General features: G+C 59.9%; 22 protein-coding genes and 1 tRNA gene. 19 read left to right on the forward strand and 4 right to left on the reverse strand.

What is annotated here, in order from left to right; all coding sequences use genetic code 11:
• Positions 1-46 precede the first annotated feature (46 nt).
• On the forward strand, positions 47-871 hold the full coding sequence (locus H7B90_RS14880) for an alpha/beta fold hydrolase (protein WP_185136679.1): 825 nt from the start codon (positions 47-49) through the stop codon (positions 869-871).
• Between the two features lie 56 nt (positions 872-927).
• On the opposite strand, the gene H7B90_RS14885 is transcribed toward H7B90_RS14880, so the two are convergent.
• Complete coding sequence (locus tag H7B90_RS14885; RefSeq protein ID WP_185136680.1) at positions 928-1,956, reverse strand: LacI family DNA-binding transcriptional regulator; 1,029 nt, start codon at positions 1,954-1,956, stop codon at positions 928-930.
• 239 nt (positions 1,957-2,195) lie between these two features.
• On the opposite strand from H7B90_RS14885, the gene H7B90_RS14890 reads away from it, so the two are divergent.
• A tRNA-Leu gene (locus H7B90_RS14890) sits at positions 2,196-2,283 on the forward strand.
• Between the two features lie 5 nt (positions 2,284-2,288).
• Here the strand turns inward: H7B90_RS14890 and H7B90_RS14895 are convergent.
• Positions 2,289-2,546, reverse strand: coding sequence for a MerR family transcriptional regulator (locus H7B90_RS14895; protein WP_185136681.1), 258 nt, complete (start codon positions 2,544-2,546; stop codon positions 2,289-2,291).
• Between H7B90_RS14895 and H7B90_RS14900 the strand changes: the two genes are divergently transcribed.
• Positions 2,539-3,276 (forward strand): SDR family NAD(P)-dependent oxidoreductase, encoded by a 738-nt coding sequence (locus H7B90_RS14900; RefSeq protein ID WP_185136682.1) that lies wholly within the window; start codon positions 2,539-2,541, stop codon positions 3,274-3,276. The two genes, H7B90_RS14895 and H7B90_RS14900, sit on opposite strands and share 8 nt — an antisense overlap.
• A gap of 91 nt (positions 3,277-3,367) precedes the next feature.
• On the opposite strand, the gene H7B90_RS14905 is transcribed toward H7B90_RS14900, so the two are convergent.
• Positions 3,368-4,075: a GNAT family N-acetyltransferase gene (locus tag H7B90_RS14905; RefSeq protein WP_185136683.1), complete on the reverse strand. Its 708-nt coding sequence runs from the start codon at positions 4,073-4,075 to the stop codon at positions 3,368-3,370.
• Between the two features lie 276 nt (positions 4,076-4,351).
• On the opposite strand from H7B90_RS14905, the gene H7B90_RS14910 reads away from it, so the two are divergent.
• On the forward strand, positions 4,352-4,837 hold the full coding sequence (locus H7B90_RS14910) for an RrF2 family transcriptional regulator (RefSeq protein ID WP_185136684.1): 486 nt from the start codon (positions 4,352-4,354) through the stop codon (positions 4,835-4,837).
• Positions 4,838-4,920: 83 nt separating this feature from the next.
• Positions 4,921-5,814, forward strand: coding sequence for a class I SAM-dependent methyltransferase (locus H7B90_RS14915; RefSeq protein WP_185136685.1), 894 nt, complete (start codon positions 4,921-4,923; stop codon positions 5,812-5,814).
• Between the two features lie 105 nt (positions 5,815-5,919).
• Here H7B90_RS14915 and H7B90_RS14920 read toward each other — a convergent pair whose 3' ends face one another.
• The gene (locus tag H7B90_RS14920) at positions 5,920-6,717 is read right to left on the reverse strand and encodes a DJ-1/PfpI family protein (RefSeq protein WP_185136686.1); all 798 of its coding nucleotides are present in this window, start codon (positions 6,715-6,717) and stop codon (positions 5,920-5,922) included.
• 722 nt (positions 6,718-7,439) lie between these two features.
• On the opposite strand from H7B90_RS14920, the gene H7B90_RS14925 reads away from it, so the two are divergent.
• From H7B90_RS14925 to H7B90_RS14990, 14 genes are all read left to right on the forward strand, one after another.
• Positions 7,440-8,762, forward strand: coding sequence for an ABC transporter substrate-binding protein (locus H7B90_RS14925; protein WP_185136687.1), 1,323 nt, complete (start codon positions 7,440-7,442; stop codon positions 8,760-8,762).
• A 110-nt stretch (positions 8,763-8,872) separates the two neighbouring features.
• Positions 8,873-9,760, forward strand: a complete 888-nt coding sequence (locus H7B90_RS14930) for a carbohydrate ABC transporter permease (protein WP_185136688.1) — start codon at positions 8,873-8,875, stop codon at positions 9,758-9,760.
• Positions 9,748-10,590: a carbohydrate ABC transporter permease gene (locus H7B90_RS14935; protein ID WP_306421788.1), complete on the forward strand. Its 843-nt coding sequence runs from the start codon at positions 9,748-9,750 to the stop codon at positions 10,588-10,590. The genes H7B90_RS14930 and H7B90_RS14935 overlap by 13 nt, the downstream gene beginning before the upstream one ends.
• A gap of 36 nt (positions 10,591-10,626) precedes the next feature.
• Complete coding sequence (locus tag H7B90_RS14940) at positions 10,627-12,444, forward strand: cache domain-containing sensor histidine kinase (protein WP_185136689.1); 1,818 nt, start codon at positions 10,627-10,629, stop codon at positions 12,442-12,444.
• Complete coding sequence (locus H7B90_RS14945; RefSeq protein ID WP_185136690.1) at positions 12,438-13,229, forward strand: response regulator transcription factor; 792 nt, start codon at positions 12,438-12,440, stop codon at positions 13,227-13,229. The genes H7B90_RS14940 and H7B90_RS14945 overlap by 7 nt, the downstream gene beginning before the upstream one ends.
• 15 nt (positions 13,230-13,244) lie before the next feature.
• Positions 13,245-15,014 (forward strand): glycoside hydrolase family 35 protein, encoded by a 1,770-nt coding sequence (locus tag H7B90_RS14950; RefSeq protein ID WP_185136691.1) that lies wholly within the window; start codon positions 13,245-13,247, stop codon positions 15,012-15,014.
• Positions 15,015-15,132: 118 nt separating this feature from the next.
• Complete coding sequence (locus tag H7B90_RS14955) at positions 15,133-16,299, forward strand: Gfo/Idh/MocA family protein (protein ID WP_185136692.1); 1,167 nt, start codon at positions 15,133-15,135, stop codon at positions 16,297-16,299.
• A complete protein-coding gene (locus tag H7B90_RS14960) occupies positions 16,296-17,477 on the forward strand; it encodes a trans-sulfuration enzyme family protein (RefSeq protein WP_185136693.1) in 1,182 nt (393 codons plus the stop codon). Before H7B90_RS14955 ends, H7B90_RS14960 begins: the two co-directional genes overlap by 4 nt.
• Before the next feature lie 26 nt (positions 17,478-17,503).
• Positions 17,504-19,192: a DUF4091 domain-containing protein gene (locus H7B90_RS14965; protein ID WP_185136694.1), complete on the forward strand. Its 1,689-nt coding sequence runs from the start codon at positions 17,504-17,506 to the stop codon at positions 19,190-19,192.
• 193 nt (positions 19,193-19,385) lie between these two features.
• Positions 19,386-20,042: a response regulator transcription factor gene (locus H7B90_RS14970; protein ID WP_185136695.1), complete on the forward strand. Its 657-nt coding sequence runs from the start codon at positions 19,386-19,388 to the stop codon at positions 20,040-20,042.
• 6 nt (positions 20,043-20,048) lie between these two features.
• Entirely contained in the window at positions 20,049-21,485 is a 1,437-nt protein-coding gene (locus H7B90_RS14975; RefSeq protein ID WP_185136696.1) for a sensor histidine kinase, read from the forward strand.
• Entirely contained in the window at positions 21,482-22,240 is a 759-nt protein-coding gene (locus H7B90_RS14980) for a hypothetical protein (RefSeq protein ID WP_185136697.1), read from the forward strand. The genes H7B90_RS14975 and H7B90_RS14980 overlap by 4 nt, the downstream gene beginning before the upstream one ends.
• A 156-nt stretch (positions 22,241-22,396) precedes the next feature.
• Entirely contained in the window at positions 22,397-23,548 is a 1,152-nt protein-coding gene (locus tag H7B90_RS14985; RefSeq protein WP_311772730.1) for a DUF418 domain-containing protein, read from the forward strand.
• A gap of 80 nt (positions 23,549-23,628) precedes the next feature.
• Positions 23,629-25,302 (forward strand): acyltransferase family protein, encoded by a 1,674-nt coding sequence (locus tag H7B90_RS14990; protein WP_376701733.1) that lies wholly within the window; start codon positions 23,629-23,631, stop codon positions 25,300-25,302.
• Positions 25,303-25,418: the final 116 nt, after the last annotated feature.

Raw genomic sequence — 25,418 nt, forward strand, 5'->3', positions numbered from 1 at the left:
TTTTCTCTAAAATGAGGTCATTGAAAGATTAAGGGAGGAACGATCCATGGAAAAAGCGATCCTGAACGAAACGGCAAACAGCAAAGTCGAATTCTTCACGACCGGCGACGGCGTCAATATCGCCTACCGGCTCGACGGACCGGCCCACGCTCCCGTATTGATGCTTGCGAACTCCATTGCCACTAACCTGCACATGTGGGATGGACAAATCGCGGAACTGTCCTCTCATTTCCGAGTTCTCCGTTACGACTTCCGGGGGCACGGCGAATCCGACGTTCCGTCGGGAGCGTATTCGATCGACCGAATGGGAAGGGACGTGATCGAACTGCTCGACGCGCTCCGATTCGACCGGGTGCATTTCCTCGGACTCTCATTCGGCGGGGCCGTCGCGCAATGGCTCGCGATCCATGCGCCGGAGAGAATCGATCGGCTGATCCTGTCCAACAGCTCGTCGTATTTGGGGCCGGCCAGCCAGTGGGATGAGCTGATCCGATCCGCTCTCCGGGCCGAGAGCCTTAACGGATTCGCCGACATGTTCATCGGGAACTGGTTCCCTGCGCATCTGCTTGAATCGGAGAGCGAGCTTGTGTCCGCGTTTCGCGATATGGTTCTTCGCACGCATCCGGAAGGGCTGGCCGGAACCTTCGCCGCCATCCGCGATTTGGATCTGCGACGAACGGCCGCGCTGATCGACAGACCGACTCTCGTGATCGCCGGACGGTACGATACGGTGACGCACCCCAGCCACAGCGAACTTCTCGCCGCGACGGTTCCCGGCTCCAAGTTGGTCGTGCTCCCGACGGTACACTTGCCGAACATCGAGCGTCCTTCGGAATACGCGAGTCTGGTTATCGATTTCTTGCAAGCCTAAGGTGCCCTGCGCCAGAAGACGGACAGAAGCCAGTAGACGGATAGCCGGGCGGGAGATTACTCCCGTCCGGCTTCGATCCGTTCCGTGGACCGCCGCACGATCAATTCGGGTTGAAGCAGCAGGGAAGAGGAGGGGAGGGCGGGATCGTCGATCCGTTCCAAGAGCATCCGTCCGGCCGTCGCGCCGAGCTCGAACGTATGGATGAACAGGCTGGTGAGCGGAGGATTCGTATAAGGCGAGAACGGGAAGTCGTCGAAGGTGGCGATTCCGAATCGGCCGGGAATGGGGATGCCCAACTGTTCGGCCGCCTTCAGCGCTCCGAAGGCGACGTAATTGTTCATGCAGACGACCGCATCCGGAGGGCGATCGCTCTGCAGCAGCTCGAGCGTCGAACGATAACCGTGGTTCTCGTCCGCGACGCCGTTCACGGTTCTCTCCCCGCGCAGGGGCAGAGAGGCCTTCCGATGGGCCTCGGCGTACCCCCGATGCCGCTTCTCGTAGATTTTCTCGCCGGACTCTCCTCCGACGAACGCGATGTCCGCGTAGCCCTGGGCGAGCAGGTGCCCGGTCAGCATCGCCCCGCCCGCCTCGTTGTCGTAATCGACCCATGGGACGTTACGGGATTCGTATTCCCCCATGGAGACGAACGGGAAGCCGAGCTCGGTTAACGAGTCGACCATCCCGTCGTTCAGAATGACGTTGTTCGTAATGAGTCCGTCGATTCGGCCGCTGCGGACGAGCCGGTTCATAATATCGCGCTCCGGATCGTTCGGCTGCACGTTGGCGATCGTCAGCTCGTACGTCTGCGGCCCGATCACGCTCTCGATTCCTACCATAATATTGTAGAAAAAAGGGTTCATATATTCGCTCTCATGCGTCATGTCGATGAGCAAGCCGATGTTGCGGCTGCTCCGCTTGGCCAACCGGGTAGCGATGCTGCTCGGCGTATAATTCATTTGTCTCATGATTTCCCGAACCCGTTCTTTGGTCTCCCGGGAAATCTTGGGGGAGTCGTTGAGCACCTTGGATACGGTGGATTTGGCGACGTTGGCGGCCTTGGCGATATCCTGGATCGTTACCTTCATGAGCATCCCTCGCGGCATGGAGTCGATTGGAGAAACCGGTTTCTCTCGCGCAAAAAAAGAGAAATCGCTCCTTCCAATATATCACATCCGTTAGGCAACGACTATGAGGATTCGCGGGCGCAAAATCGGACATTAGGTCCTCGTAGAATAAGTTTTAAAATAACGCTTGACTCTTCATCCCGATCCGTGGTAAATTATATTTCGCTGACGTTGAAGAAACGAAGGCGATAAGCGAATATGCGGTCGTGGCGGAATTGGCAGACGCGCTGGATTCAGGTTCCAGTGGGCTAACCCCCCGTGGAGGTTCGAGTCCTCTCGACCGCACCAACCATTCAAACGAAGTCCTGCAGAGATTCTCTGCAGGATTTTTTAGTTTTTTCCGAGGCTTCAATGTTTTTGAACAGATCGATCTTATGATCGATTTTCTCCAGCGTCTTCTCGAGTTCCTTCATTTGATCGACGATTTTCAGGAACTGCTGCATCTCCCGAATGGGCATCTCCATTGCCCGGAAGTACTTGATAATTTCAAACCATGCAATATCGGACTCCGAATACCGTCGATACCCTTTAGCGGATTCGGGTATGGACATCCAGAACAAAACGGTTCTTATCACTGGCGGGACGTCCGGAGTCGGCAAGGCTATCGCGTTGGGGCTGGCCAAACTAGGGGCAAATATCGTTATTTTAAGCAGAAGCCGTGAACGAGGACAGGAAACCTTAAAGGAGATTGCGGAAGCCACGGGAAATAAGCAGGGCGAGTACTTGGTAGCCGACCTATCCCTTCAGTCCTCCATCCGGGAAGCGAGCGAAGAGTTTAAACGGAGATTCGATCGCTTGCATGTCTTGGTCAATGCGGGCGGAGCGGTTTATTTTGATAAACAGCTAACCGCCGAAGGAATCGAACGGACCTTCGCATTGAATGATCTCGGTCACTTTATCCAGCGAGTCAACCCTTTCAGCGGTTTGGGCGCAACGGCCCAAGCGCTGTTCGCCAGAGTTATCTTTACGTATGAATTAGCGAGACGCCTGGAAGGAACGGGCGTGAAGGCATTCGCCTTTCACCCGGGATTGATTAAATCCAATCTGACTCGCAACGCTCCCTGGTATATAAGAGCGTATGGAAAATTATCGAATCGATTGGCGAAAGAGGACTGCGAGATCGGGGTTTATCTGGCGGCGGCTAAAGAAGTCGACAACGCTAAAGGCGTATTTTTCGACGATAAAAGGATAATGATGGATTTCCCTAACCTGCAGAATGAAGAAACGGGAAGAAGATTATGGAGCATCAGCGTGGAACTTTCGGATGGTTCAAAGGTATAAAAAGGCCCGGCTCCCCGAAAGAGGGGCCGGGCTTTTCCCGTCCATTTTTCCTGCTTTTCCTGCTTTTGCTGCGCTGCCTGTATCGCCCCTCTCAGCTAAAACTTAGATCCATGCCGTACGGTTTTAGTCTCAGCTTCCTTGCTACAGCCTGTGAAGCAAGATTATTCCATGCCGTGCTGTACAAAGCCATCCGTCCTTGCTTCTGAATCTCGGCCGCCCAGGCTGTCGAGACCTCCAAGCCGTAGCCTCTGCCCCGATAATCCGGAGCGGTGCGCAAACTCGCCTCGGCAGCGACGGAGGAGATTCTGGCGCTGCAGCATAAGGACACGGCAGCTTGGTTTTGTACGATCGCGAAATCAGGCTGCCCATGGGGAATATCCTCGATATAATCAGGAAAAAACGGTTGTAAAAGATCGACGTTCATAGGCGTAATTCTGACGGCTTGCGTATGAGGGTCGCTCAAACAAGGGAATACATAGGCCGGTCCTAAATAGACCTGTTGAATCGGACTGTCCTGACTTAAAATTCGAATTATTTCAGCCATATTCACCTGATTGGGTGCTTCCGACCAAGGCGCTTGCCGTACAAACCGCTCCAATTCGTTCATCATGCCTTCATCAAGCGTCTCATGGTACCTTGCGACGTTCCCTTGCTTGGTAATACCCAGGAAAAATCGCGGAGCGTCTCGAGCGCCAGGTTCGTTTATCGTTGTCAAACGACCGACATCATTGTGCCTAAATAGAACGCGGACTTGCGTCTCCATAAGTTCAAGATCCGACCGTAAAAACGGATTGTTCAAATGGAAGCCCCTTCCTGGAGGGGAACCGCGCTGGTTTATGGGCTAATAGGCGCTATCCCCGCAAATGATAGTTGCCCCAATCCGCGAGCCGATCATCCAGACCCCCCCTTTCCCCCAAGAATATATATCCGATATGTTATTCCGTCAATCATGCCCTTTCATGCCGGCCTGCAGGACCCGAAGATAAAGCCGACGAGTTGCAAAAAAGAGCGAAGTCCTTTATTATCGACATTAAAGGTCCGCATTCACAACGATCTGATGAAGGGTGGAGGGAGCATGCAATTTTCCAAAAGCACGGACTACGCCCTGCACGCCTTGATTCACTTGGGTCTCTCGGAAAGCCGCAACCATATCGGGATCAAGGAATTGTCCGCGTCGCTCGGCGTATCCGAGAGCTATTTATCCAAGATCATGTCCAAGCTGAGGCAGGACGGAATCGTACGCGCCGTGCCGGGAGTGAACGGCGGTTACGAGCTCGCGCGGCCGGCCGACCGAATCACCTTCCTGGATGTCATTCACGTGATTGAAGGAAGACAGCAACTGTTCGAATGCTCGAATTCGAGCTCGCGGCAGCACCGCCTGTTAGCTGAAGGCCGGGTCGAACGGCAGGAGACGGAACGGTGGGGACAGGGCGAATGCCTGGTCGAGAAGGTCATGGTCGGCGCGGAACGGCATCTGCATCAATACTTGCGGGAGCACACGATCCAGATGGTGCTGGACGAGGCGAACCGGATACGCAGCGCCGAGGGGATCGAGAAGTGATCCCTTCCAGCGGCTTAATTATGGATATCGAGGGTCCATATTTATCGACTGCAATTCGATTAGCGAAGGGATGGGGAACGGGCATGAACGAATTATGGAACGAAGCCTTCTGGGAGCAAGCGTGGAAGGAGCATGGCGAGGCCGTCGCGGCGAGGAGGGAGAAGGCCGGGATCGTGCCGGCCAGAGCCTTCGATTCGAAAGCGAGAACGTTCAACGAGCAATCCTTCAATGAAGAAGGGCAAAGGCGAACCAAGCGCATCCTAGGCTGGCTGGAAGGCCAAGGAGTTCGATTCGACGGCCTCTCCGTCTTGGACATCGGCGCCGCTTCGGGCGTATTCACGGTGCCGTTCGCGGAGCGGGGCGCGCGCGTAACCGCCGTCGAGTCTTCTCCGCCTCTCGTCGAGCTGCTGCAAGAGAACACGGCCAAGTTCCCCGAAGGCGCGGTGAACATCGTTCCCGAACCGTTCGAAGAGATCGACGCGCGGGCGAGAGGCTGGAGCGAGGCGTTCGACCTCGTCTTCGTCTCGATGTGCCCGGTCATTCTCGATTGGGCGAGCGTGGAGAAGATCGTTCAATGCGCGCGTCGATATTGCTACATCAGCATGCCGGCGAGCTCCGCGGAGAACAGCCTGGCGAGCGAAATCTGGCCGATCGTCGCCGGTCAGCCATTCCGGACGAAGCCGACGGAGATGGGCTACTTGCTCCATCTGCTGTATCTCAAGGGCTATTCCTACGAATCGATCGTCTCGAGGGAGACCAAGACGACGGAGATGTCCAAGGCGGAGGCGTTGCAGGATATGATGGACCGGCTTCGCGCGCATGGCCAGCCCGAGGACGACCGGAGCCGACAGATCGTGTCGGATTACCTGGATCAAGCGTATCCGTCGGGCAGGGTGACCGTCCGGCAGGGCGGCCGGTTCGGCAAGGTGCTCATTCGGCTGCAGGATCAGAACATGTATACGCGGGAAAATCGGTAAAAGAAAACCCGTTCTCCGAATCGAGAACGGGCGCAGCTTGCACGCATCGGAATGCATTCGTCGTAATAATCGCAACCGGTTGAGAATTAGATCTCTATGCAGCTCTTACTTAACCGGTTGCGCCTTACCCTCTTGATTCGCCGCGAAGTCGATCGGGACGAGGCCTTCCGCCTTCCACACCGTGCCTCTGCTCTCGTACTCGAACAGCTTCTCCACTTCGTTCGCGACCTGCGGGCCCAATTCGCGCTCCACCAGATACAGGGCCACGTCGAGTCCCGAAGTGACGCCTCCCCCGGTCACAAGGCGCGGGTTGTCTTCCACGACTCGGGCCTTGACCGGAATCGCGCCGAGCGCTCCGAGCGCGTCCATGCCGATGTGATTGGTGACGGCATGCTTGCCCTTCAGGAACCCCGGCATGGCGAGCAACAGCGAACCTCCGCATACGGCGGCGACCGTGACGTCTTTGTTGTCGAGAGCCTTCTTCATGATTCCCGGCAGGCTCGTCTTCGCCGCTTGGGCGAGAATGGCCGGAATGGCGTCGGCGGTCTTGCCCGCCGGCTTGCCCGAAGCTCCGGGGACCAGGATGATGCCCGGACGGTTCGGGTCGAGCTTGGCCGTCGCTTCGAGAGCCGGACCGTTCAGCCCGCTCGGGACGGAACGCTTGCCTTCCGCGGATACCAATTCCACCGTCATCGCTTCGCCCGTGTACATGCCCGCGGCGGCGAACACTTCGTAGGGAGCCAGCGCGTCCATCAGATCGAACCCGTCGAACAAGACGATCTGGACATGAACGCTTTTGCGCTCGGGCGTCCCCGGCTTGTCCTTGGTTTGCGCGCTTGCCCCCGGGCCGACCAGACCCAGAACGAGCGCTAACGTCAATAGCAATCCCAACGCTTTTCTCATCCTTCAACCTCTTCCCTTCGTTCGTAGTATTCGTCCTCGCATGAACCATGATAAGCGACGAATCTCTCGAACGAAGCTAGGAAACGGTCACGATCCCGTCACGATATCGAACGATTTCCGCGCGCGGCCGCGGAACCCGGCAGGCGAATCTCGAAGACGGTCTTGCCCGGTTCGTCGACCCGCTGCGAACTCGGGCGGAGGAGGCGAGATGTCGGGCACGACCTCCTCTACTTGGACGCCGAGAAGAAGGTTCCGGTGACGAGCTCCGTCCCGGCGGCAACGGCGATCTTCGTCGGCTACATGCAGATTTGGGGACTTTTTCTCCCTCTGATGCGCAAGGGGAGCTGCAGATCCATAAGCGGGCGTCTTCCTTTCGGGAGGCGTCCCGTTTGCCTTATTGGACGGAAGACGGCGACCGGCCGGCAGGCTACAAGATCGCCTAGCCAAGTCCGATGTCGAGGGTTCCGCGGAACGATTGTGGAAAAGAAAAGGGATGTTCGTGTCAGGAAACATAACTCGACAATGAAGATCCTTCCGATAAGTAAACGCTTCCTAAAAATGTAAGCGAAGACAAATAGAAATGAAAACGCCTCATTGTCCGCAAGAAACAAAATCAGGCTAATAAAAGCAAAATGCGGCCATTTGAATGTGATTATAATTTACATACTATTGGATTAGGCACAACAAGAAGAAGCGAGATAAGCACACGGGGAGGACGACAGATGAAAAAGAACGTAGCAGCGGGACTCGTTATGACGATCGGCGTAGGGCTGCTGGCAGGCTGCGGGGGCTCGAACGACGATTCGAACGCATCGCCTTCGGCAAGCGCGCCCGCGGAGACGGGCGCTTCCGCCGGCGCTTCGGCAGGTTCGGACGGCGGCGCTTCCGGAAGCTCGGACATCAAGGGCACGATTACGTGGGCAACGCACCGCACGGAGCTGGCGGAGACGGATTTGAAGAAGTACGTCGAAGCGTTCGAAGCGAAATATCCGGGCACGGAAGTCAAGATCGAAGGCTTGAAGGACTACGAGCAGACGATCCGCGTGCGGATGGCGGCCAACGAGCTGCCGGACGTCCTGTCTCTCGTCGAGACGACGCAATCGGACCTGCCGAAATTTTACGAGCCGCTCGACGATCTCGGGCTTAACGACAAGATCTACTTCAAGGACTACAACTCCTACGAAGGCAAGCTGTACGGCATTACGCAGCAGGTGGCGATCAACGGCTTGCTCTACAACAAGAAGGCGTTCGAGAAGGCCGGCATCGCGGAGCCGCCGAAGACGCTGGACGAGCTGTTCGCCGACGCCGAGAAGCTGAAGGCCGCGGGAATCGTGCCGATGGCGACCGCGTTCAAGGACGCCTGGACGCTGCAATATTGGACCGACCCGGCGGAATTCATCTACGGCAGCACGAGCCTGCGCAACGACAAGATCAAGACGGACACGCCGTTCACGGTAGACGGACCTTACGGTCAAGGCCTCGGCATTCTGAAGCAGCTCTACGACAAAGGCTATCTGGAGAAGGACGTCTTCTCGGCGACGTGGGATCAGACGCAGAAGGATCTCGCTTCCGGCAAGGCGGCGATGATGTACATCGGCAACTGGGCCATCTCGAACCTCGTGAGCAACGGATTGCCGCTCGACGACATCGGATTCGTTCCGCTGCCTTACGACAACAGCGGCACCTACAAGGGCATGATGCGCAACGACTGGGCGTACGCGGTCAGCTCGACGAGCAAGAACAAGCCGCTCGCCAAGGCGTTCATCAAGTTCATGCTCGAGGAATCGGGAGACTATGCGGATCACATGATCATCTCGCCGCTGAAGGATCAGCAGCAGAGCCTGAAGCAGATCACCGACTTCATGGCGTACAAGCCGGAGATGCTGGAAGCCCGGTCGATCAGCGAGGACGTCAAGGCGGTCGAGAACAAGATGCAGTTCGATCCGTTCAAGTTCATTCAGGAAGTGACGGTCGGCAAGATGCAGGACGTCTTCGACGGCTACAACAAGAAGTGGAAGTCCACGAAGACGGCGCTGGGCAAGTAATCCCTTCTTCGGGAGGCGACGCGGTTTGACCGACAGAGCGGGTGGCCGGTTCGACGGAGCATCCGCTTTGTCGTCTGCGCCTCCCCGGAAGGAAGATAGGAGGGTCTCGGATGGTGGGCAACATGTCGTACGGCTTGCAGAAAAGAATCTTGATCATCCTGTTCCTGCTCGTGCCGATCGCCCTTCTGGCGACGTTCGCGCTGTATCCGGCCGCGTATCTCGTCTATCTCAGCTTCATGACTTGGGACGGCTTCAGTCCGGAGAAGACGTGGGCCGGGCTGGCGAACTACAAGGAAGTGTTCGAGAGCAAGGAGGTCTGGGCCGCGTTCGGCCACAACTTCGTCTATTTGGGCTGGGGGCTGCTGCAGAACGCGCTCGGCCTGGCGTTCGCGCTGCTGCTGAATTCTCGCCTGAAGGGGCGCAACGCGTACCGGGTCATGCTGTTCATGCCTTACATCATGAACGGCGTGGCCGTCGCTTACATGTTCAACTACGTGTTCAACTCGGAATACGGTTCCTTCAACACGCTGCTTCGCGGGATGGGGCTCGATTCGCTCGCGATCAGCTGGTTCGGCTCGCCGAAGGCGGTCAATCACGTGCTCGGCTTCATTACGCTGTGGAAGTTCATGGGCCTCAACATGGTCATCTATCTGGCCGCCCTTCAGTCCGTGCCTTCCGAGATCGAAGAAGCGGCCCGGATCGACGGGGCTTCCCGGTTCCAGGCGATCCTCCACGTCGTTCTGCCGAACATCACCAAGGTCATCGAGCTGAACCTGTTCCTGACGATCATCGGCACGCTGGAGATCTTCGACCTGCCGTTCATTCTGACGGGCGGAGGCCCGCTCGGGGCGAGCGACACGTTCCTGACGAAGACCGTCGCGACCGCGTTCAAATTCAACAACTTCGGCATGGCTTCCGCGATGAGCGTCACCCTGATCGCCGCCGTCGTCGTCGTGCTTAGCGTCCAGAGGCTGGTCACCCGGAGGTGGTCGAATTGACGGCGAAGCGCTTCGGTCCCGTCTCCCTGATCAAGCACGCCATCCTGTGGGCGGCCGTCGCCATGATCGTGTTCCCGCCGTACGTGCTGGTCCTCAACGCGTTCAAGAGCAAGGAGGAGTTCTCGCAGACGAGCGTCTTCAAGCTGCCCGACAGCTTCCTGAACTTCGACAACTTCGTCTCCGTCATGACGAGAGCCCACCTGGACCGCGCCTATCGGAACACGGTTATCATCATCGCCGTCGCGGTCATCGGCAACGTGGCCTTGGGCACGATGGTGGCGTACATTCTCGGACGCTTCGACTTCAAGCTGAAGAAGGCCGTCATGGGCGCCTATATCGCGGTGTCGTTCGTTCCGACGATCACGACGCAGGTCGCGACGTTCACCGTCGTCCACAACCTCCACCTGTACAACACGCTGTGGGCGTCCATCGTGCTTCATCTGGGGACGAACGTCCTTCAGATTTTCATCTACCTGCAATTCCTGAGCAATATTCCGAAGGAGCTCGACGAGGCGGCGATGATGGAAGGGGCTTCGCTCTTCCGGATCTACCGGACGATCATCTTCCCGCTGCTCGCGCCCGCGACGGCGACGATCGTCATCATCAAGACGATCGACATCTACAACGACATGTTCATCCCTTACTTGTACATGCCGGCCCAGAAGCTGACCGTCGTATCGACGAGCCTTATGAACTTCTCCTCGGAGCGCAGCACCGAATGGGAGCTCATGTCCGCGGCGATTCTGATGATCATGGTGCCGATCGTCGCGCTCTATCTGTTCTTCCAGAAGTACGTGTTTGCCGGTATCGTGAACGGTGCAGTAAAATAGCTGTACTCGCGAGGCGGACAACGGAGGGATGGGCGCATGAGAAGGCAAGCGTGGCGATGGGCGGACCGGCTGTGGGTGGCGTTCGCGAACCTGAGCATGCAGCAGAAGCTGCTGATCGTCTTCCTGGCGCTCGTCTGTCTGCCGCTCGTCATGATCGGCTACGCTTCTTCTTCCTATTACACCCGTTCGATTCAGGAGAACACGACCGATTACGCGGCCGAGATTACGTCCAAGACGCTGCTTAAGCTCGACGACTATGTGACCGACCTGTACAACATGTCGGCGATGCCGCTGTACAATTCGGACTTCCTGGACTGGCTGGCCGATCCGAACACGACGTTCGCCAAAGAGCAGGGAATGGATCTCTATATTCGGAATCTGAACAAAATCAAGCCCGACCAGGTGTCGGTGTACGTCTTCGACAACTACGGGCACGTCAAATACAACATCCGGACCGGCGGCAAGCGGACCGATCTCGACGAAGTCGCGGGCGAATGGGCGAAGGCCGCGAAGAAGGCCGACGGCAAGCCGGCGCTCGTCAGCCTGCAGGAGAAGGCGGCCGGCGCGGGCAACTATTACGCGTTCTCCGTCGTCCGCGAACTGAAGCAGGTGAAGTTCGATCTCAGCCCGATCGGCTTTATCGTCTTCGATACCAACATCTCGGCCTTCGAGCGCCAATTCCAAGACCTCGACGCCGTGACCAAGGGCGAGACGATTCTGCTCGACGAGAACGACAAGGTCGTGTACGCGAGCGACCGCGCGATGCTGGGCCGCGACCTGTCGGGCGACGATTCGGTGCGGCGGGCTGCGTCGGCGAACGGCGCCGTGCCGGTCGTCATCGAAGGCAAGAAGGATATCGTGACCTTCGCGAGATCGGCTCTGACCGGGTGGAAGCTGCTCGTCTACATTCCGATGGAGGAAGCGACCCGGCAGGCGACGGTGACCCGCAACGTCACGCTTCTCATCTCGGGCGCCTTCGTCCTGTTCGCGCTGGTCATCGCCATCGCCATCTCGTATGCGCTGACCCGCCCCTTGAGCAAGATCAAGAAGCTGATGCAGGAGGTGCAGACCGGCAACCTGGACGTCAGCTTCAACCAGAAGTACCGGGACGAGGTCGGCATGCTGGGCCGGCACTTCAATATTATGGTGAATCGCGTCCGCGATCTTCTCGAGGAAGTGAAGCAGACGCAGTCGCGCAAGAAGGAAGCGGAATTCGCCGCGCTGCAGAGCCAGATCAACCCCCACTTCATCTATAACACGCTCGAGACGATCCGGATGAAGGCGGAGCTGAACGACGACGAGGAAGTGGCCGATATGACGTTCACGCTCGGGAAGCTGCTGCGATACGGCGTCAACCACGAGGAGCAGCGAGCGACGGTCGGCCAGGAGCTGGAGCATCTGCACCATTACTTCTCGCTGCAGAACGTGCGCTTCTCGGGCAAGTTCAAGCTCGTCGTCGACATCCCCGAGAAGGACTACGGGCTAAGCTGCATCAAGCTGATGTTCCAGCCGATCGTCGAGAACGCGATCCACCACGCGTTCAAGAACCGGCTCGGGGGCGGCACGATCGCGATCGGGGTTCGCCGCGAAGGCGAAGACGTCGTCTTCTCCGTCTCGGACGACGGATCGGGCATGGACGCGGCGAGGCTGAAGGCGCTGCGGGAGCGCATCGCCGCCCGCCGGCCGCCGCTCGAAGGCGGCAGAGGCATCGGGCTGCGCAACGTGAACGAGCGGATCAAGCTGCAATTCGGCGAGACGTACGGCTTGCACGTCGACAGCAAGGAAGGCGAAGGGACGACGGTTCTGGTACGGCTGCCGAACCGGACGGACGGGGAGGAGGCGCGGCGATGCTGAAGATCATGGTCATCGACGACGAGGAGCACATTCGTCTCGGGATCGCGAAGATTCTGTCCAAATATCCGGGAGGAGTCGAGATCGCCGGTCAGCACGCCAACGGGCTGGACGCGCTCCTTCAGCTGTCCGGGATGGGGCCGGACGACCTGGACGTCGTCGTCACCGACATCGAGATGCCGATGATGGACGGCCTCAAGTTCATCGAACAGGCGAAGGCGAAGCTGCCGGGTCTGACCATCATCCTGCTGAGCGGCTACAACGACTTCGAGTACGCGAGGCGCGCCATGCGGGCGGGGGCGGCCGATTACCTGCTCAAGCCGATGGACAAGGCAGAGGTATTCCGGCTGCTGGATCGGATCCGGGACGCGAAGGAAGCGGCGGCGGAGAGAGCGGGCGCGGGCGCACCCGGTTCGGCCGCAGCCGCCGGAGAAGCCCATGCGGCGCCTTCGGCGAGCCCGGCGGCTTCGACGGCCGACCGGATCTGCAGGCTGATCGACCGCGAATACAACCGCGACATCGACCTGAAGTATATCGCCGACGCGGTCGGCTTCAACGCGAGCTACATCAGCAAGCTGTTCAGCCGGGAGAAGGGCGAGACGATCACCGATTACTTGAACCGGGTCCGGATCGACAAGGCGAAGCAGTTCCTGAAGGACCATCCGGGCCTGAAGGTGTACGAGATCGCCCATATCGTCGGGTATGGGGACAAGATTTATTTTCAGAAGCTGTTCAAACGGATGGTCGGCGTGACGCCGCTCGAATACCGGGCGGGGGCGGCCGATTAGCAGGGGGATTAGGCCATGGCGGCATTCGAGATCGACGGCGGCGGCTTCGTCCTGGACGGCAAGCCGATCCGCCTGATCAGCGGGGCGATGCATTACTTCCGGATCGTCCCGGACTATTGGGAGGACCGGCTGCGCAAGCTGCGCGCCTGCGGCTTCAACGCGGTGGAGACGTACGTCGCCTGGAATCTTCACGAGCCCCGGGAGGGCGAGTTCGTATTCGAGGGAATGGCGGACGTGGAGCGCTTCATTCGGCTCGCGGGGGAGCTCGGGCTTCTCGTCATCCTGCGCCCGAGCCCGTATATATGCGCGGAATGGGAGTTCGGAGGGCTGCCGTCGTGGTTGCTCGCCGATCCGGCGATGCGCCTCCGGTGCAGCGATCCGCCGTTCCTGGAGAAGGTCAAGGCCTATTACGACGAGCTGCTGCCGCGGCTGAAGCCGCTGCTGTGCACGTCGGGCGGCCCGATCGTCGCGATGCAGATCGAGAACGAGTACGGCAGCTACGGGAACGACAAGAATTACTTGAATTTTCTGAGAGATGCGATGATCGCGGGCGGGATGGACGTGCTGCTGTTCACGTCCGACGGCTCCGAGGACTATATGCTGCAAGGCGGCACGCTGCCGGGAACGCTCGCGACGCTGAACTTCGGCTCCAAGCCGGAGCAGGCGTTCGCGAAGCTGCGGGAGTATCAGCCGGACAAGCCGCTCGTCTGCATGGAATATTGGAACGGCTGGTTCGATCACTGGGGCGACGAGCACCACGTCCGCGGCTTCGAGGACGTCGTCGACGTGCTGGACCGGATTCTCGCGATGGGCGCGTCGGTCAACTTCTACATGTTCCACGGCGGAACGAACTTCGGCTTCTACAACGGAGCGAACCACATCGACTTCTACGAGCCGACGGTGACGAGCTACGACTACAACGCGCTGCTGTCCGAGTCGGGAGACCCGACCGACAAGTATTGGGCGATCCGCGAGGTGATCGGGCGCTACGCGGAGCTGCCGGACGATCCGCTTCCGGCTCCGTCGCCGAAGCGGGCTTACGGGGAAGTAAGGATGACGGAGCGCGCTTCGCTGTTCGAGTCGTTCGACCGGCTCGGAAGCCCGGCGGTGCCGTCCGTCTGTCCCGAGACGATGGAGCGGCTCGGCCAGGATTACGGCTTCGTCTGGTACGAGACGGAGGTGTCGGGGCCGCAGATCGGCTGCGAGATCATCCTGCAGGAGGTTCGCGACCGGGCGTCGATCTACCTCGACGGCAGGTTCGTTGGCGTCGCTGAGCGGTGGGGCGGCGACTCGGCCGTCGCGGACATCCCGGCGGGAGGGGCGAAGCTCGGCATTCTCGTCGAGAACATGGGACGGATCAACTACGGCTCCCGGCTGCGCGACGTCAAAGGAATTACGGAAGGCGTCAAAGCCGGGGCGAGGCAGTACAACCAGTTCCTGTTCGGCTGGACGAACCGCCCGCTAACTTTGGCCGACCTGTCGGGGCTGGCGTACTCGCCGATCGATTCGGACGAGGCGGAATGTCCGAACGAACCGGCGTTCTACCGGGGGACGTTCGTCGCCGAGACGCGCGAAGACACGTTCCTGAAGCTGGACGGCTGGACGAAGGGAGTCGCCTTCGTGAACGGCTTCAACCTGGGACGCTATTGGGAGAGAGGGCCGCAGAGGACGCTGTACGTGCCGGGGCCTCTTCTTCGCGAAGGCGTCAACGAGCTGGTCGTCTTCGAGCTGCACGGAACGGCTCGGCCGGTCGCCGTGCTGCAGGACGTTCCGGAGCTCGGATAGGCAGGTCTTGGGTTCGGATAGGCAGGTCCGGGCTCGAATGGACTGTTCCAGAGCTGGGGCAGACCGTTCCGGGGCCTGGATAGAGAGAGACACAACCATTAGGAGAGGAGAGCCGGCCATGAAGATCGGGATTATCGGGTACGGGACGCGCATGCATTATTTTCTGGATCGGCTGCTGGAGTTGGAGATGGGCGTCGAGGTCGCGGCGATCGCGGACGTCGCGGCGGACAAGGCGAAGTCGCTGCTCGACCGCAAGGGAAGCGTCGCCGACGGAGTGCGCTATTACGCGGACGCGGACGAGATGCTGGAGCGGGAAGCGCTCGACGGCGTCATGATCGGCACGCGATGCTCGCTGCATGCCGAGATGGCGGTCAAGGTCATGAAGCGGAATCTTCCGCTGTTCCTGGAGAAGCCCGTCGGCGTCACGGGGGCGGATCTGGCGAAGCTGCGGGAGGCGGAGAAGGCGTCGACGTCCGAAGTCGTCGTCTCGTTCCCGCTGCGGAATACCCCGATGGCGCTCCTCGTCAAGGAGATCGTCGATTCGGGGCGGCTCGGAACGATCGAGCACGTCCAGGCGGCGAACAACGTTCCTTACGGCGGCGTCTATTATCACGACTGGTACCGGGACGAAGCCGAGACGGGAGGGCTGTTCCTGCAGAAGGCGACCCACGATCTCGACTGCCTGAACTTCCTGCTCGGGTTGAAGCCGGTCGCCATCGCCGCGATGGATTCGAAGCGGGTGTTCAAGGGCGACAAGCCCGCCGGCCTGCGCTGCGGCGAGTGCGACGAATACTTTACTTGTCCGGAGAGTCCGTACGTTCTGCGCCGAATCAGCCGGGAAGATGCGACGGGAGACGGCTGCGCCTTCGCGGTCGATACCGGCAACCACGATTCGGGGAGCGTGCTGATCCGTTACGAGACGGGCATGCACGCGGTCTATTCGCAGAACTTCTATTCGCGCAAAGGAGCGGCTCGCCGCGGCGCCAGACTGATCGGCTACAAGGGCACGGTCGAGTTCGACTGGTACCGGGACGAAGTCAACGTCTTCATGCACGATGCGCCGCGGACGGAGACGTACAAGCTGGAGGCGGCGAAGCTGCCGCACTTCGGCGGCGACGAGGCCCTCGCGAGGAACTTCGTCGGCGTCATGAAGGGCGAAGAGCGGTCGGCGACGCCGCTCTCGATGGGCATCGCGAGCGCCTTGATGTGCCTGAAGGCGGAGCGGGCGGCGAAGACGGACGCCTATCAATCGCTGGCGCCGGAGCGGGAGGAGGACGCGTCTTGAGCGGACGTCCCGACGCGTACACGATCGTCTCGCACGACGCCCACGATGCGAAGCATTACGGCGCCGTCCATCTGCCGGTCTACGACAGCAGCCTGTTTACGTTCCGGACCGTAGCCGATATGGAGCGCGAGGGGAACGAGCCGGAAGGGTTCGTCTATTCGCGGGGCAACAACCCGACCGTCCGGTCGCTCGAGAGGGCGCTCGCCGAGCTGGAGGGCGGGGAGGACGCGCGCTGCTTCGCGACCGGCATGGGCGCGATCTCCGCCGCGGTGCTGTCTTCGATCCGGTCGGGCGATCACATCGTCTGCGTCGACCAGGCGTACGGCCCGGCCCGGCGTCTGATCGGCGAATATTTGCGGCGTTACGACATCGAGGCCGACTTCGCGGACGGCTCCGACCTGGCGGCCATCGAGTCGGCCCTCCGGCCGAACACGAAGCTGCTCTACCTCGAGAGTCCGACGAGCCTCTTCTTCGAGCTGCAGGATCTGCGCGCCTGCACGGCCATGGCCCGGGCGCGCGGCATCCGCACCGTCGTCGACAACACGTGGGCGAGTCCCGTCTTCCAGCGCCCGCTCGAGCTGGGCGCCGATCTCGTCGTCCACTCGCTCACGAAGTACGCGAGCGGACATAGCGACGCCATGGGCGGCGTCGTCGTCGGCCGCGCCGAAGCGATCCGCGAGCTGAGCGGCAGCGAGCTGGTGCTGCTCGGCTCGGTCATGCCGCCGCAGACGGCTTCGCTGATCCATCGCGGGCTTCGAACGCTGCCGCTGCGGATGGAGCGGCATCAGGCCGGGGCGATGGCGGTCGCCGCCTACCTCGAGTCGCTTCCGTTCGTCGGCCGCGTCCGCTATCCCGGCCTGCCGTCCCACCCGCAGCACGAGCTGGCCCGCGCGCAGATGTCCGGCTTCGGCGGCCTGCTCTCGTTCGAAGCGGGGAGGGATCGCGAGAAGCTGGCCCGGTTCGTCGACGCGCTGACTTACTTCCGCATCGGCTTCAGCTGGGGCGGCTACGAGAGTCTGGCGTCGCTCCAGGAGGGGTGCGCCGGCATGCCGCGAAGGAAGACGCACGCCGTTCGGCTGCACGTCGGCCTGGAGTCGCCGGACGTGCTGATCGAGGATCTGGCGCAAGCGTTCCGCGCGGCGGGCTTCGACGAGAGGGAGCGGGATAAGGATGAGTGATTTGTGGTTGGCTGGAGGAGAGGGAAATGAATAATAGGAGCGCTGTCTTCGAGCTGGAGACCCGCTGCCTGAGCTCGCTGGTCAAAGTATTTCCGGACGAGGAGCCCGCGGCCGGGCGTTACGGCTCGGGATCGGCTTTGCGCGGCGAGGCGTATTCGTTCCAGGTCGCCTACCGGGCACCGGAGCTGACGAGGGGCGCCTCGGTCCGCGTCGAGCTCTCGTCGCCGGGCTGGCTCGGGAAGCTGTCCGTCCGGGAGGTCGGGCTGGCGCCGTCGCAGCTGCCGTGCTACGGCGATCCGGACGACGGCGTGCTGCGCGGCAAGCCGGGCCTGTTCCCGGACCCGCTGCTGCCGCTCGGCGACGGCGGGAGGCTGAAGGTGCCGCCGCGCCAGTGGCGGGCGCTGTGGATCGAGGCCGTCGCGGATGCCGGCGAGCTGCCGGGCGTGCACGCGATCTCCGTCGCCTTCCTCTCCGAGGAAGGCGCGACGGTCGCGAAGGAGACGTTCGCGCTGGAGGTGCTGCCTCTGGAATTGCCCGAGCAGGAGCTGCTGCACACGGAATGGTTCCACGCCGACTGCCTGGCGACGCATTACGGCGTCGACGTCTTCGGCGAGCGGCACTGGGAGCTGATCGAGGCCTACGTCGCGACGGCGGCGGCGCATGGCGTCAACATGCTGCTGACGCCGCTGTTCACGCCGCCGCTCGACACCGCCGTAGGCGGCGAGAGGCCGACGGTGCAGCTCGTCGACGTGACGTTGGGCAGGGACGGGACGTACGCCTTCGGCTTCGAGAAGCTGACGCGCTGGATCGGAATGGCCGAACGGGCGGGGATCCGCTACTTCGAATTCTCGCACCTGTTCACGCAATGGGGAGCGAAGCACGCGCCGAAGATCGAGGTGCTGGAGGCGGGCGCGGTGGAGCGGACGAAGCGGTTCGGCTGGCATACGGACGCGGCCGGCGACGAGTACGGCGAGTTCCTCGCGCAATTCCTCCCCGCGCTTGCAGCGTATATTCGGGAGAATGGGCTTGCCGATCGCGTGTACTTCCACGTGTCCGACGAGCCGCGCGAGGAGCATCTCGAGCCGTACCGGATCGCGAGCGAACGGCTGCGCCGGCATATCGGCGGCCTGCCCGTTCTGGACGCGCTGTCGGACTTCTCGTTCTACGAGCGGGGGCTTGTGAGTAGGCCGGTCGCGGCGAACGACCATATCGAGCCGTTCCTCGAGGCGGGCGTGCCGGAGCTGTGGACGTATTATTGCTGCGTCCAATATAAGGAAGTGGCGAACCGGTTCTTCGACATGCCGTCGGCGAGAAGCCGGATCTTGGGCGCGCAACTGTACAAGTTCGGTCTCCGAGGATTCCTTCATTGGGGCTATAACTTCTGGTATTCGCAATATTCGCTGCGGGCCGTCAACCCGTACGAGACGACGGACGCGGACGGCGCGTTCCCGTCGGGAGACGCGTTCCTCGTCTACCCGGGCGAGGAGGGGCCGGTCGAGTCGATCCGGCTCAAGGTCGTGCGCGAGGCGCTGCAGGACCTGCGGGCGCTCCGGCTGCTGGAGCGGCTGGCGGGCCGCGAGGAGACGCTGCGGCTGCTGGAAGATGGACTCGGCGAGCCGCTGACGTTCCGCGCTTATCCGCGCGGGGATGCGTGGCTGCTCGAGCGAAGGGAGCGGATCAACCGGGCGCTCCGCGATCGGCCTTATTCCATTTGACCGACAAGTTAAATAAGGCTTGACTCTGTATGTTCAGCCGTGATAAATTAGGGTTCGCTGACGTTAAAAAACGGAAGCCCCCATTCTTACCATGAACGAGCTCTTGAACTTTCTCCCGCGGAGGTTCAGGAGCTTTTTTTACATCCGATCGGTCCAGCGGGACAATATTACGGGGCGGGAGCGCGGAATCTCATTGAATAGGAAAATCTTAATCGTCGAAGATGACGCCAATATCTCCAAAATCATCAAATTGAATTTGAATCTCGTCCATTTCGATACGGTCGAGGCTTACGGCGGACACGAGGCTCTGGAGGCGATCCGCGGACACAAGTTCGACCTGATCCTGCTGGACGTCATGATTCCGGGAATCGACGGATTCGAACTGATGGAGAGCATTCGACCCTTGGGCATCCCCGTCATTTTCCTGACGGCCAAAAATTCCGTCGTCGATAAAGTCCGCGGCCTGAAGGCGGGGGCGGAGGATTATATCGTCAAGCCGTTCGAGGCCCTTGAGCTGCTTGCGCGCATCGAGACGGTGCTGCGAAGGTTCGGACGGGAGGAGACACTGCTCGAATTCAAAGACCTGCAGGTCTTCCTGGACAGAAGAGAAGCAAGGGTACGCGGGAGGCCGGTGGACCTGACCGTTAAAGAGTTCGAATTGCTCGTCGCGCTGTTGAAAAATAAAAATATCGCGTTGTCCCGAGAACAACTGCTGGATAAAGTATGGGGGATCGCGTTCTACGGAGAGACAAGGACGGTGGACATGCATATCAAGTCGCTCCGCAAGAAGCTGGACCTGTACGAACATATCAAAACCGTATATAAAATCGGGTATCGTCTGGAGGATTAGGCGGGCATGAAGCTATGGCAGAAAATTTACCTGTTCTCGATCCTGCCGTTCCTCCTTCTCTTCCATCTGGCCTCCGTCCTCATCATCGAACGCAATCATAGCAAGCTGCTCCAACAGGAGATCGAAGCGACGCTAAGAGAAAACAGAAGCATTCGTTCCGCGATCGAAGCGATCGTTCCTTTTCTAAGCGTCTATCGATCCCCCGATTACGAACGGACGGTATGGACGAATATCGGGAACGAATTCGCGGCGAAGTCCGGCGACCGCGCGGCTTATCTGAGAATGGAGGAGGAACCGGACCGCACGGCGTTCAGCAACGTCGATTTTCCCCTGCCGACTATATGGACCAAGCTCCAAGCCCCGGGGAAGGACGAGATCCGGTACGGATTGAGCGACGTCGGCGACCGCACGATTCTGTTCACCGCCAGCTCGGTCGAGGTCAACCGGAAGAAGATCAGGATCGGGTATATGAAGGATGTGACGCCCGTGTACGCGGAGCGCGTCGAGCAATACCGGTTTTTCGTTCAAGTGGATATTGCCGCATGCCTCCTCTATCTGGTCCTGATGATGATCATAAGCAAAGCGCTGACCAAACCGATCGAGAGAATGGCCCGTACGGCGAAAGTCATCGCGCAAGGAGAGTTCTCGAGACGGGTCGAGCTGCGATCGAAGGACGAGATCGGCCATTTGGCCGACCATTTTAACCGGATGGTTGCGGTGGTCGAAGACAAAATCAACGAATTGGAGATTCTCAACCTGCAGAAGCAGCGGTTTATTCACGACTTCACGCACGAGCTGAAGACTCCGCTGACCTCCATCATCGGATTCTCCAGTTTCCTGCGGGTGACCAAATACCAAGAGGAAGCCTTTGCGGATGGGCTTAACGTCATTTATGCCGAAGCCAAGCGATTGGAATCCCTTGCTCTGAAAATGATGGATCTCATCTTCATCCGCGAAGAGAATCTGGTCATGAAGCGGGAGAATCTGAAGGCCGTCCTGGACGAAGCGGAGCCGGTTTTGGCCATGAAGGCGGAAGAACGGCGAATCCGGCTGGCGATAGATGGCGGCGATTGCTGGATGCCTATGGATACGGATTTGATGAAGGTTCTTATCTTCAATCTGGTCGACAACGCGATCAAGGCATCCTCGGAACAGGGGCTGGTCGCGATTCGCGTTCATAGCGAAGGTGGGCGGCGTATTCTGGAAGTGGCCGATCGCGGCATGGGGATCGCCCTTGAGCATCTGGACTCCATCTTCGAACCGTTCTACGTATCCGACAAAGCCCGAACGCGTCAATACAACGGGGCCGGATTGGGGCTGTCCATCTGCCAAAGCGTGGCGCGGATTCATAAGGGAACGATCGAAGTCGTCAGCGAAGTGAACGTCGGGACGACCGTTAAAGTCGTCTTCGAGGTTGCCGAGCGGGATGAGGTGAAGGTATGAAGCGAATACGGCCCGTCTTTTTACTCGGGCTCGCCCCCTTGATTTTTCTAGCCGGCTGCGGCCTCTTCTATGAACCGATCGCGAAGGACGCGGTCATGGTGAGAAAGATCGCTCAGGTCGAACCGGACCGGAAGACCGAGTCCCCCGGGATTTTGTCGGAGGATACGGTGAGAACGTTAAGCGTGAACGCGGTAAACCGGGTTTTCGATACCAACTTTTCGCTGGAGGATGTAAATCTGGAGCTTAACGTGTTCGAGCCGAAGCAGGTCAAAAGCATATTGTATAGCCTTAGGGCAGACTCGGATGCGGATCCTCTCGTTCGTTACAAGACGGAATTAAGCGAGATTCCAAGCGGTGTCTACAGCGTCATCGTGAAGAATCGGTATAATATCCGCACCCAATATACCGTCATGGTCAATGCGGCCGACGGCGATATTCTGGATATTCAACAATTCGGAGAAAATTCATCCGGCATCGAGGAAGAGACTCCGTTCAACGAAGACAAGATCGTCTCTGCGGCCCGGCAATGGCTACAGCGTCTGGGCGACATCCTGCTCGACGAGTTGGAGCTTGGAGAACGAACGGTTTTCCGGGACGCGACCCGGGACGCCATCTTGTTTTTCCAAAACAAGAAGACCAAAAACACGCAGTACGTCGTAGTGATCGACTTGAGCACGAAAGAGGTTCACGGCTTCAGCAAGGGGATCGCGACGGCACTGTCGTATTCTTATCTGGTTCCTGCCAAGCTCCGTTGAACCATCGGCGCCTGTCTCCGGCAGGGCGCCTCTTTTTTATGAAGGGCCGACGGCGTTCTTCCTATTTTACGGTTTGTTTACAGGTTGATCTCACTTTCCCTACATCTGTCCGGTATATTGGATGGCAGCAGTCAGGGGGAGGAATGCAAGTTGGCAATCGGGATTCAACGGCCGGACGAGCCGGTTAAGGACGCATCTGGGAAAAGCAGCGGGGCGGGGCGTCTTGCGGCGCTTGACGCGGCGCGGGGGCTCGCGGTCGTCGGGATGTACGTGCAGCACTTCGCGTTGAACGAGACGAATGCCTCGATCGTCTCCGGGAACACGACGCTGCTGTTCGTGCTCTGTGGCGGCATCTCCTATTCGATCATGGCGCGACGCAGTACGGAACAAGGGGCGGGGATGAGCGCGTTCCGGGCGCGGATGCTCGCGCGGGCGGTGTTCGTCGATCTTCTCGGATATCTTCTTATCCTGCTGAACACCGGGTACGGGGTCATCCTGCCCGCTTATGCGGCAATGTTCGTGATGGCGTTGGCGCTCATCGGCCGTTCGACGCGCGCGCTCGCCGCAACGGCGGCCGTTCTGGCCTTGGCGGGGCCGCCGCTGATGGTTCTCGGAGGGAGCGTTCTGTCGGCAGCGCCCCTCCTCGGAGATATAGCGGGCGGCCCGATGTCCGGCCTCGCGCTCGCCCCCGCGTTCGTCGCCGGCATGGCAATCGGTCGTCTCGGCTTCGCCGAATCGAAGCGCACCGCCTTAGCGCTCGCGGGCGGGGGAGCGCTCATGCTCGCCGCCGGCAAGGCGCTGGGCGCCTTCGTTCTCCCCGGATTAAGCCGATCCTTCGAAGGGTGGCTCGTTCGGGTTCAAAGCTTCCCCTCCGTTCAACCGGACCCGTATGCGATCTGGCCGTACAACGTGAATCCGCCGCTGTGGAACAGTCTTCTATGGACGGCTCCGCACAGCGCGTCGACGTTCCAGACGATGACGGGGCTGGGGTTCGCGTTGCTGGTTCTCGGACTCGTCTGCCTCGTTCCGAAGCGGATCTCGGCCGTGCTGGCGCCTTGCGCGGCAACCGGACGCGCGGCGTTGACGTTGTATTCGGCTCAGTTCGTCGCGATCTGGGTCCTCAAGCTGGCGGGGGTCGAGTACGATCTCGGAGGAATTCCGCTCGGCGACCTGATCGTCGCCGTCGCGACGCTGGCGGCCGGATGGCTGCTCGCGCAGTTCCCCGCCGGTCCGCTCGAGGCCTCGATGCGGCGCTTTGACCGGGTATTCGGCGGTTCCCGGCCGGCTGCGGCGCCGGCGTCGAAGTAGGCGGCCGTTCCCGGTATCCCGCGATGAACGCCGCCCGAACACGCCGTACGGAGCCGCCTGTCAAACGTTACATCCCGGGGTTGGACGGGCTAAGAGCGCTATCCGTTATCGCCGTTATCGCCTATCATCTGAACCTGAAGGGGGCCGAGGGCGGATTTCTGGGGGTGGGGATCTTCTTCGTCCTATCCGGCTATCTCATTACGGATCAAATCGGCATGGAATGGAGAAGGGACGGGAAGCTGAATCTTCGGAGGTTCTGGATCCGGAGAATGCGAAGGCTCCTGCCGGCCATGGCAAGTATGCTTGCGCTGTCGGCCTTATGGCTTGCGATCATGGATCCGACCCGATTGCAAGGCTTGAAAGGCGGGATTCTGTCTTCGTTATTTTACGTCTATAACTGGTGGCTCTTGTATCATCGCGTCTCGTACTTCGAGAGCTTCGGCCCGCCTTCTCCGATCGGTCATCTCTGGTCGCTCGCCGTCGAAGAGCAATTTTATCTTGCATGGCCGATCCTGCTCGCGATCGGATTCAAGCTGGCGCGTTACCGAGGCCGCCTCCTGCTCTGGATCCTTGCCGGCGCCGCCGCTTCGGCTTCGGCGATGGCCCTGATCTATACGCCCGGAACCGATCCGAGCCGGGTTTATTACGGGACGGACACCCGGGCGTTCGCTCTCTTGATCGGCGCTGCCTTGGCCGTCGCATGCCCCAGCTGGAAATGGAGCGGCAAGGTATCCTCAAGAGCCCGCGGGCTGCTGGATCTGACAGGGCTCCTTGGGCTTATCCTGTTAATGATCCTGATCTTCCGTACGGACAAGCAGGACGGATGGCTTTATCGCGGCGGGTTTCTATATTTATCGGCGATCTCCGCGGCGGTCGTCGCCGTGCTCGCGCATCCGGCCAGCCGGTTGGGGAAGGTTATGGGCTGCAAACCGCTTCGTTGGATCGGAGTCCGATCGTACGGCCTGTATATTTGGCATTATCCCGTTATCGTGTTATCGAATCCGGGCGCGAAGACGGAGGGAGTCGGCTTCTTGCGCGTCATGCTGCAATTGGCCGTCATCTTCCTCCTGGCCTCCTTGTCTTACAGGTATGTCGAGGAGCCGGCGCGGCGGGGCCGATTCGGCGTCAAAAAAACGGCCTTGCTGCTCCTCCTTATGATCCCGATCTATGGCGCCGTCCACTTGATCGAACCCGAACCCGAAGCGAATGCTCCTGCCGACAATGCGGTATGGGCGCCGATCGAACAACCCAAGCCGGGTCAAGGCGGGGGAAAGATTCAATCCGGAGAAGGAATAACCGCCATCGGGGATTCCGTCCTATTGGACGCCGCTCCTTTTCTCGAAGAGAGGCTTCCGGGGATGGTCGTCGACGGAAAGGTCGGCCGCCAGATGAACCAGGCTCGAGGGGTTATCGACGAGCTGCGTGAGCGAGGAAAGCTTGGGGACCGGATCGTCATCGAGCTTGGGACCAACGGTCCGTTCAATGCCAAGACATTGCGCTCCTTGCTGGATTCGCTGAGCGATAGAAGCGTTTATCTGGTGAATACGCGGGTGCCCAAGGAATGGCAGGATTCCGTCAACAAGACGATTTCGGAAGTCGCCGGCGAGTTCGGCAACGCGACGATCATCGATTGGTATGCCGCCAGCGAGGGCAAGGACGAATATTTCTACCGGGACGGCGTTCATTTGAATCCGGAAGGCGCCGAATATTACGCATCGATGCTGGCAGAGGCCTTGAGGGATACAGGGGGATAAGATCGCCGTCATCGACATGTAAACCGGTTCGCGGCTTGCGGCAACTCCCGGCAGGCCGACAACGCCAAAGGCCGAACGTCTCGAAAGAAGACGTTCGGCCTTTCTCTATGAGCGGA

The organism is Cohnella xylanilytica (genome assembly GCF_014212175.1).
Taxonomy (GTDB): Bacteria; Bacillota; Bacilli; order Paenibacillales; family Paenibacillaceae; genus Cohnella; species Cohnella xylanilytica.

Coding starts and splice junctions, on each gene's coding strand:
- H7B90_RS14880 (WP_185136679.1), top strand. CDS start 47: ATGGAAAAAGCGATCCTGAACGAAACGGCAAACAGCAAAGTCGAATTC.
- H7B90_RS14885 (WP_185136680.1), bottom strand. CDS start 1,956: ATGAAGGTAACGATCCAGGATATCGCCAAGGCCGCCAACGTCGCCAAA.
- H7B90_RS14900 (WP_185136682.1), top strand. CDS start 2,539: ATGGACATCCAGAACAAAACGGTTCTTATCACTGGCGGGACGTCCGGA.
- H7B90_RS14895 (WP_185136681.1), bottom strand. CDS start 2,546: ATGTCCATACCCGAATCCGCTAAAGGGTATCGACGGTATTCGGAGTCC.
- H7B90_RS14910 (WP_185136684.1), top strand. CDS start 4,352: ATGCAATTTTCCAAAAGCACGGACTACGCCCTGCACGCCTTGATTCAC.
- H7B90_RS14915 (WP_185136685.1), top strand. CDS start 4,921: ATGAACGAATTATGGAACGAAGCCTTCTGGGAGCAAGCGTGGAAGGAG.
- H7B90_RS14920 (WP_185136686.1), bottom strand. CDS start 6,717: ATGAGAAAAGCGTTGGGATTGCTATTGACGTTAGCGCTCGTTCTGGGT.
- H7B90_RS14925 (WP_185136687.1), top strand. CDS start 7,440: ATGAAAAAGAACGTAGCAGCGGGACTCGTTATGACGATCGGCGTAGGG.
- H7B90_RS14930 (WP_185136688.1), top strand. CDS start 8,873: ATGGTGGGCAACATGTCGTACGGCTTGCAGAAAAGAATCTTGATCATC.
- H7B90_RS14940 (WP_185136689.1), top strand. CDS start 10,627: ATGAGAAGGCAAGCGTGGCGATGGGCGGACCGGCTGTGGGTGGCGTTC.
- H7B90_RS14945 (WP_185136690.1), top strand. CDS start 12,438: ATGCTGAAGATCATGGTCATCGACGACGAGGAGCACATTCGTCTCGGG.
- H7B90_RS14950 (WP_185136691.1), top strand. CDS start 13,245: ATGGCGGCATTCGAGATCGACGGCGGCGGCTTCGTCCTGGACGGCAAG.
- H7B90_RS14955 (WP_185136692.1), top strand. CDS start 15,133: ATGAAGATCGGGATTATCGGGTACGGGACGCGCATGCATTATTTTCTG.
- H7B90_RS14965 (WP_185136694.1), top strand. CDS start 17,504: ATGAATAATAGGAGCGCTGTCTTCGAGCTGGAGACCCGCTGCCTGAGC.
- H7B90_RS14975 (WP_185136696.1), top strand. CDS start 20,049: ATGAAGCTATGGCAGAAAATTTACCTGTTCTCGATCCTGCCGTTCCTC.
- H7B90_RS14980 (WP_185136697.1), top strand. CDS start 21,482: ATGAAGCGAATACGGCCCGTCTTTTTACTCGGGCTCGCCCCCTTGATT.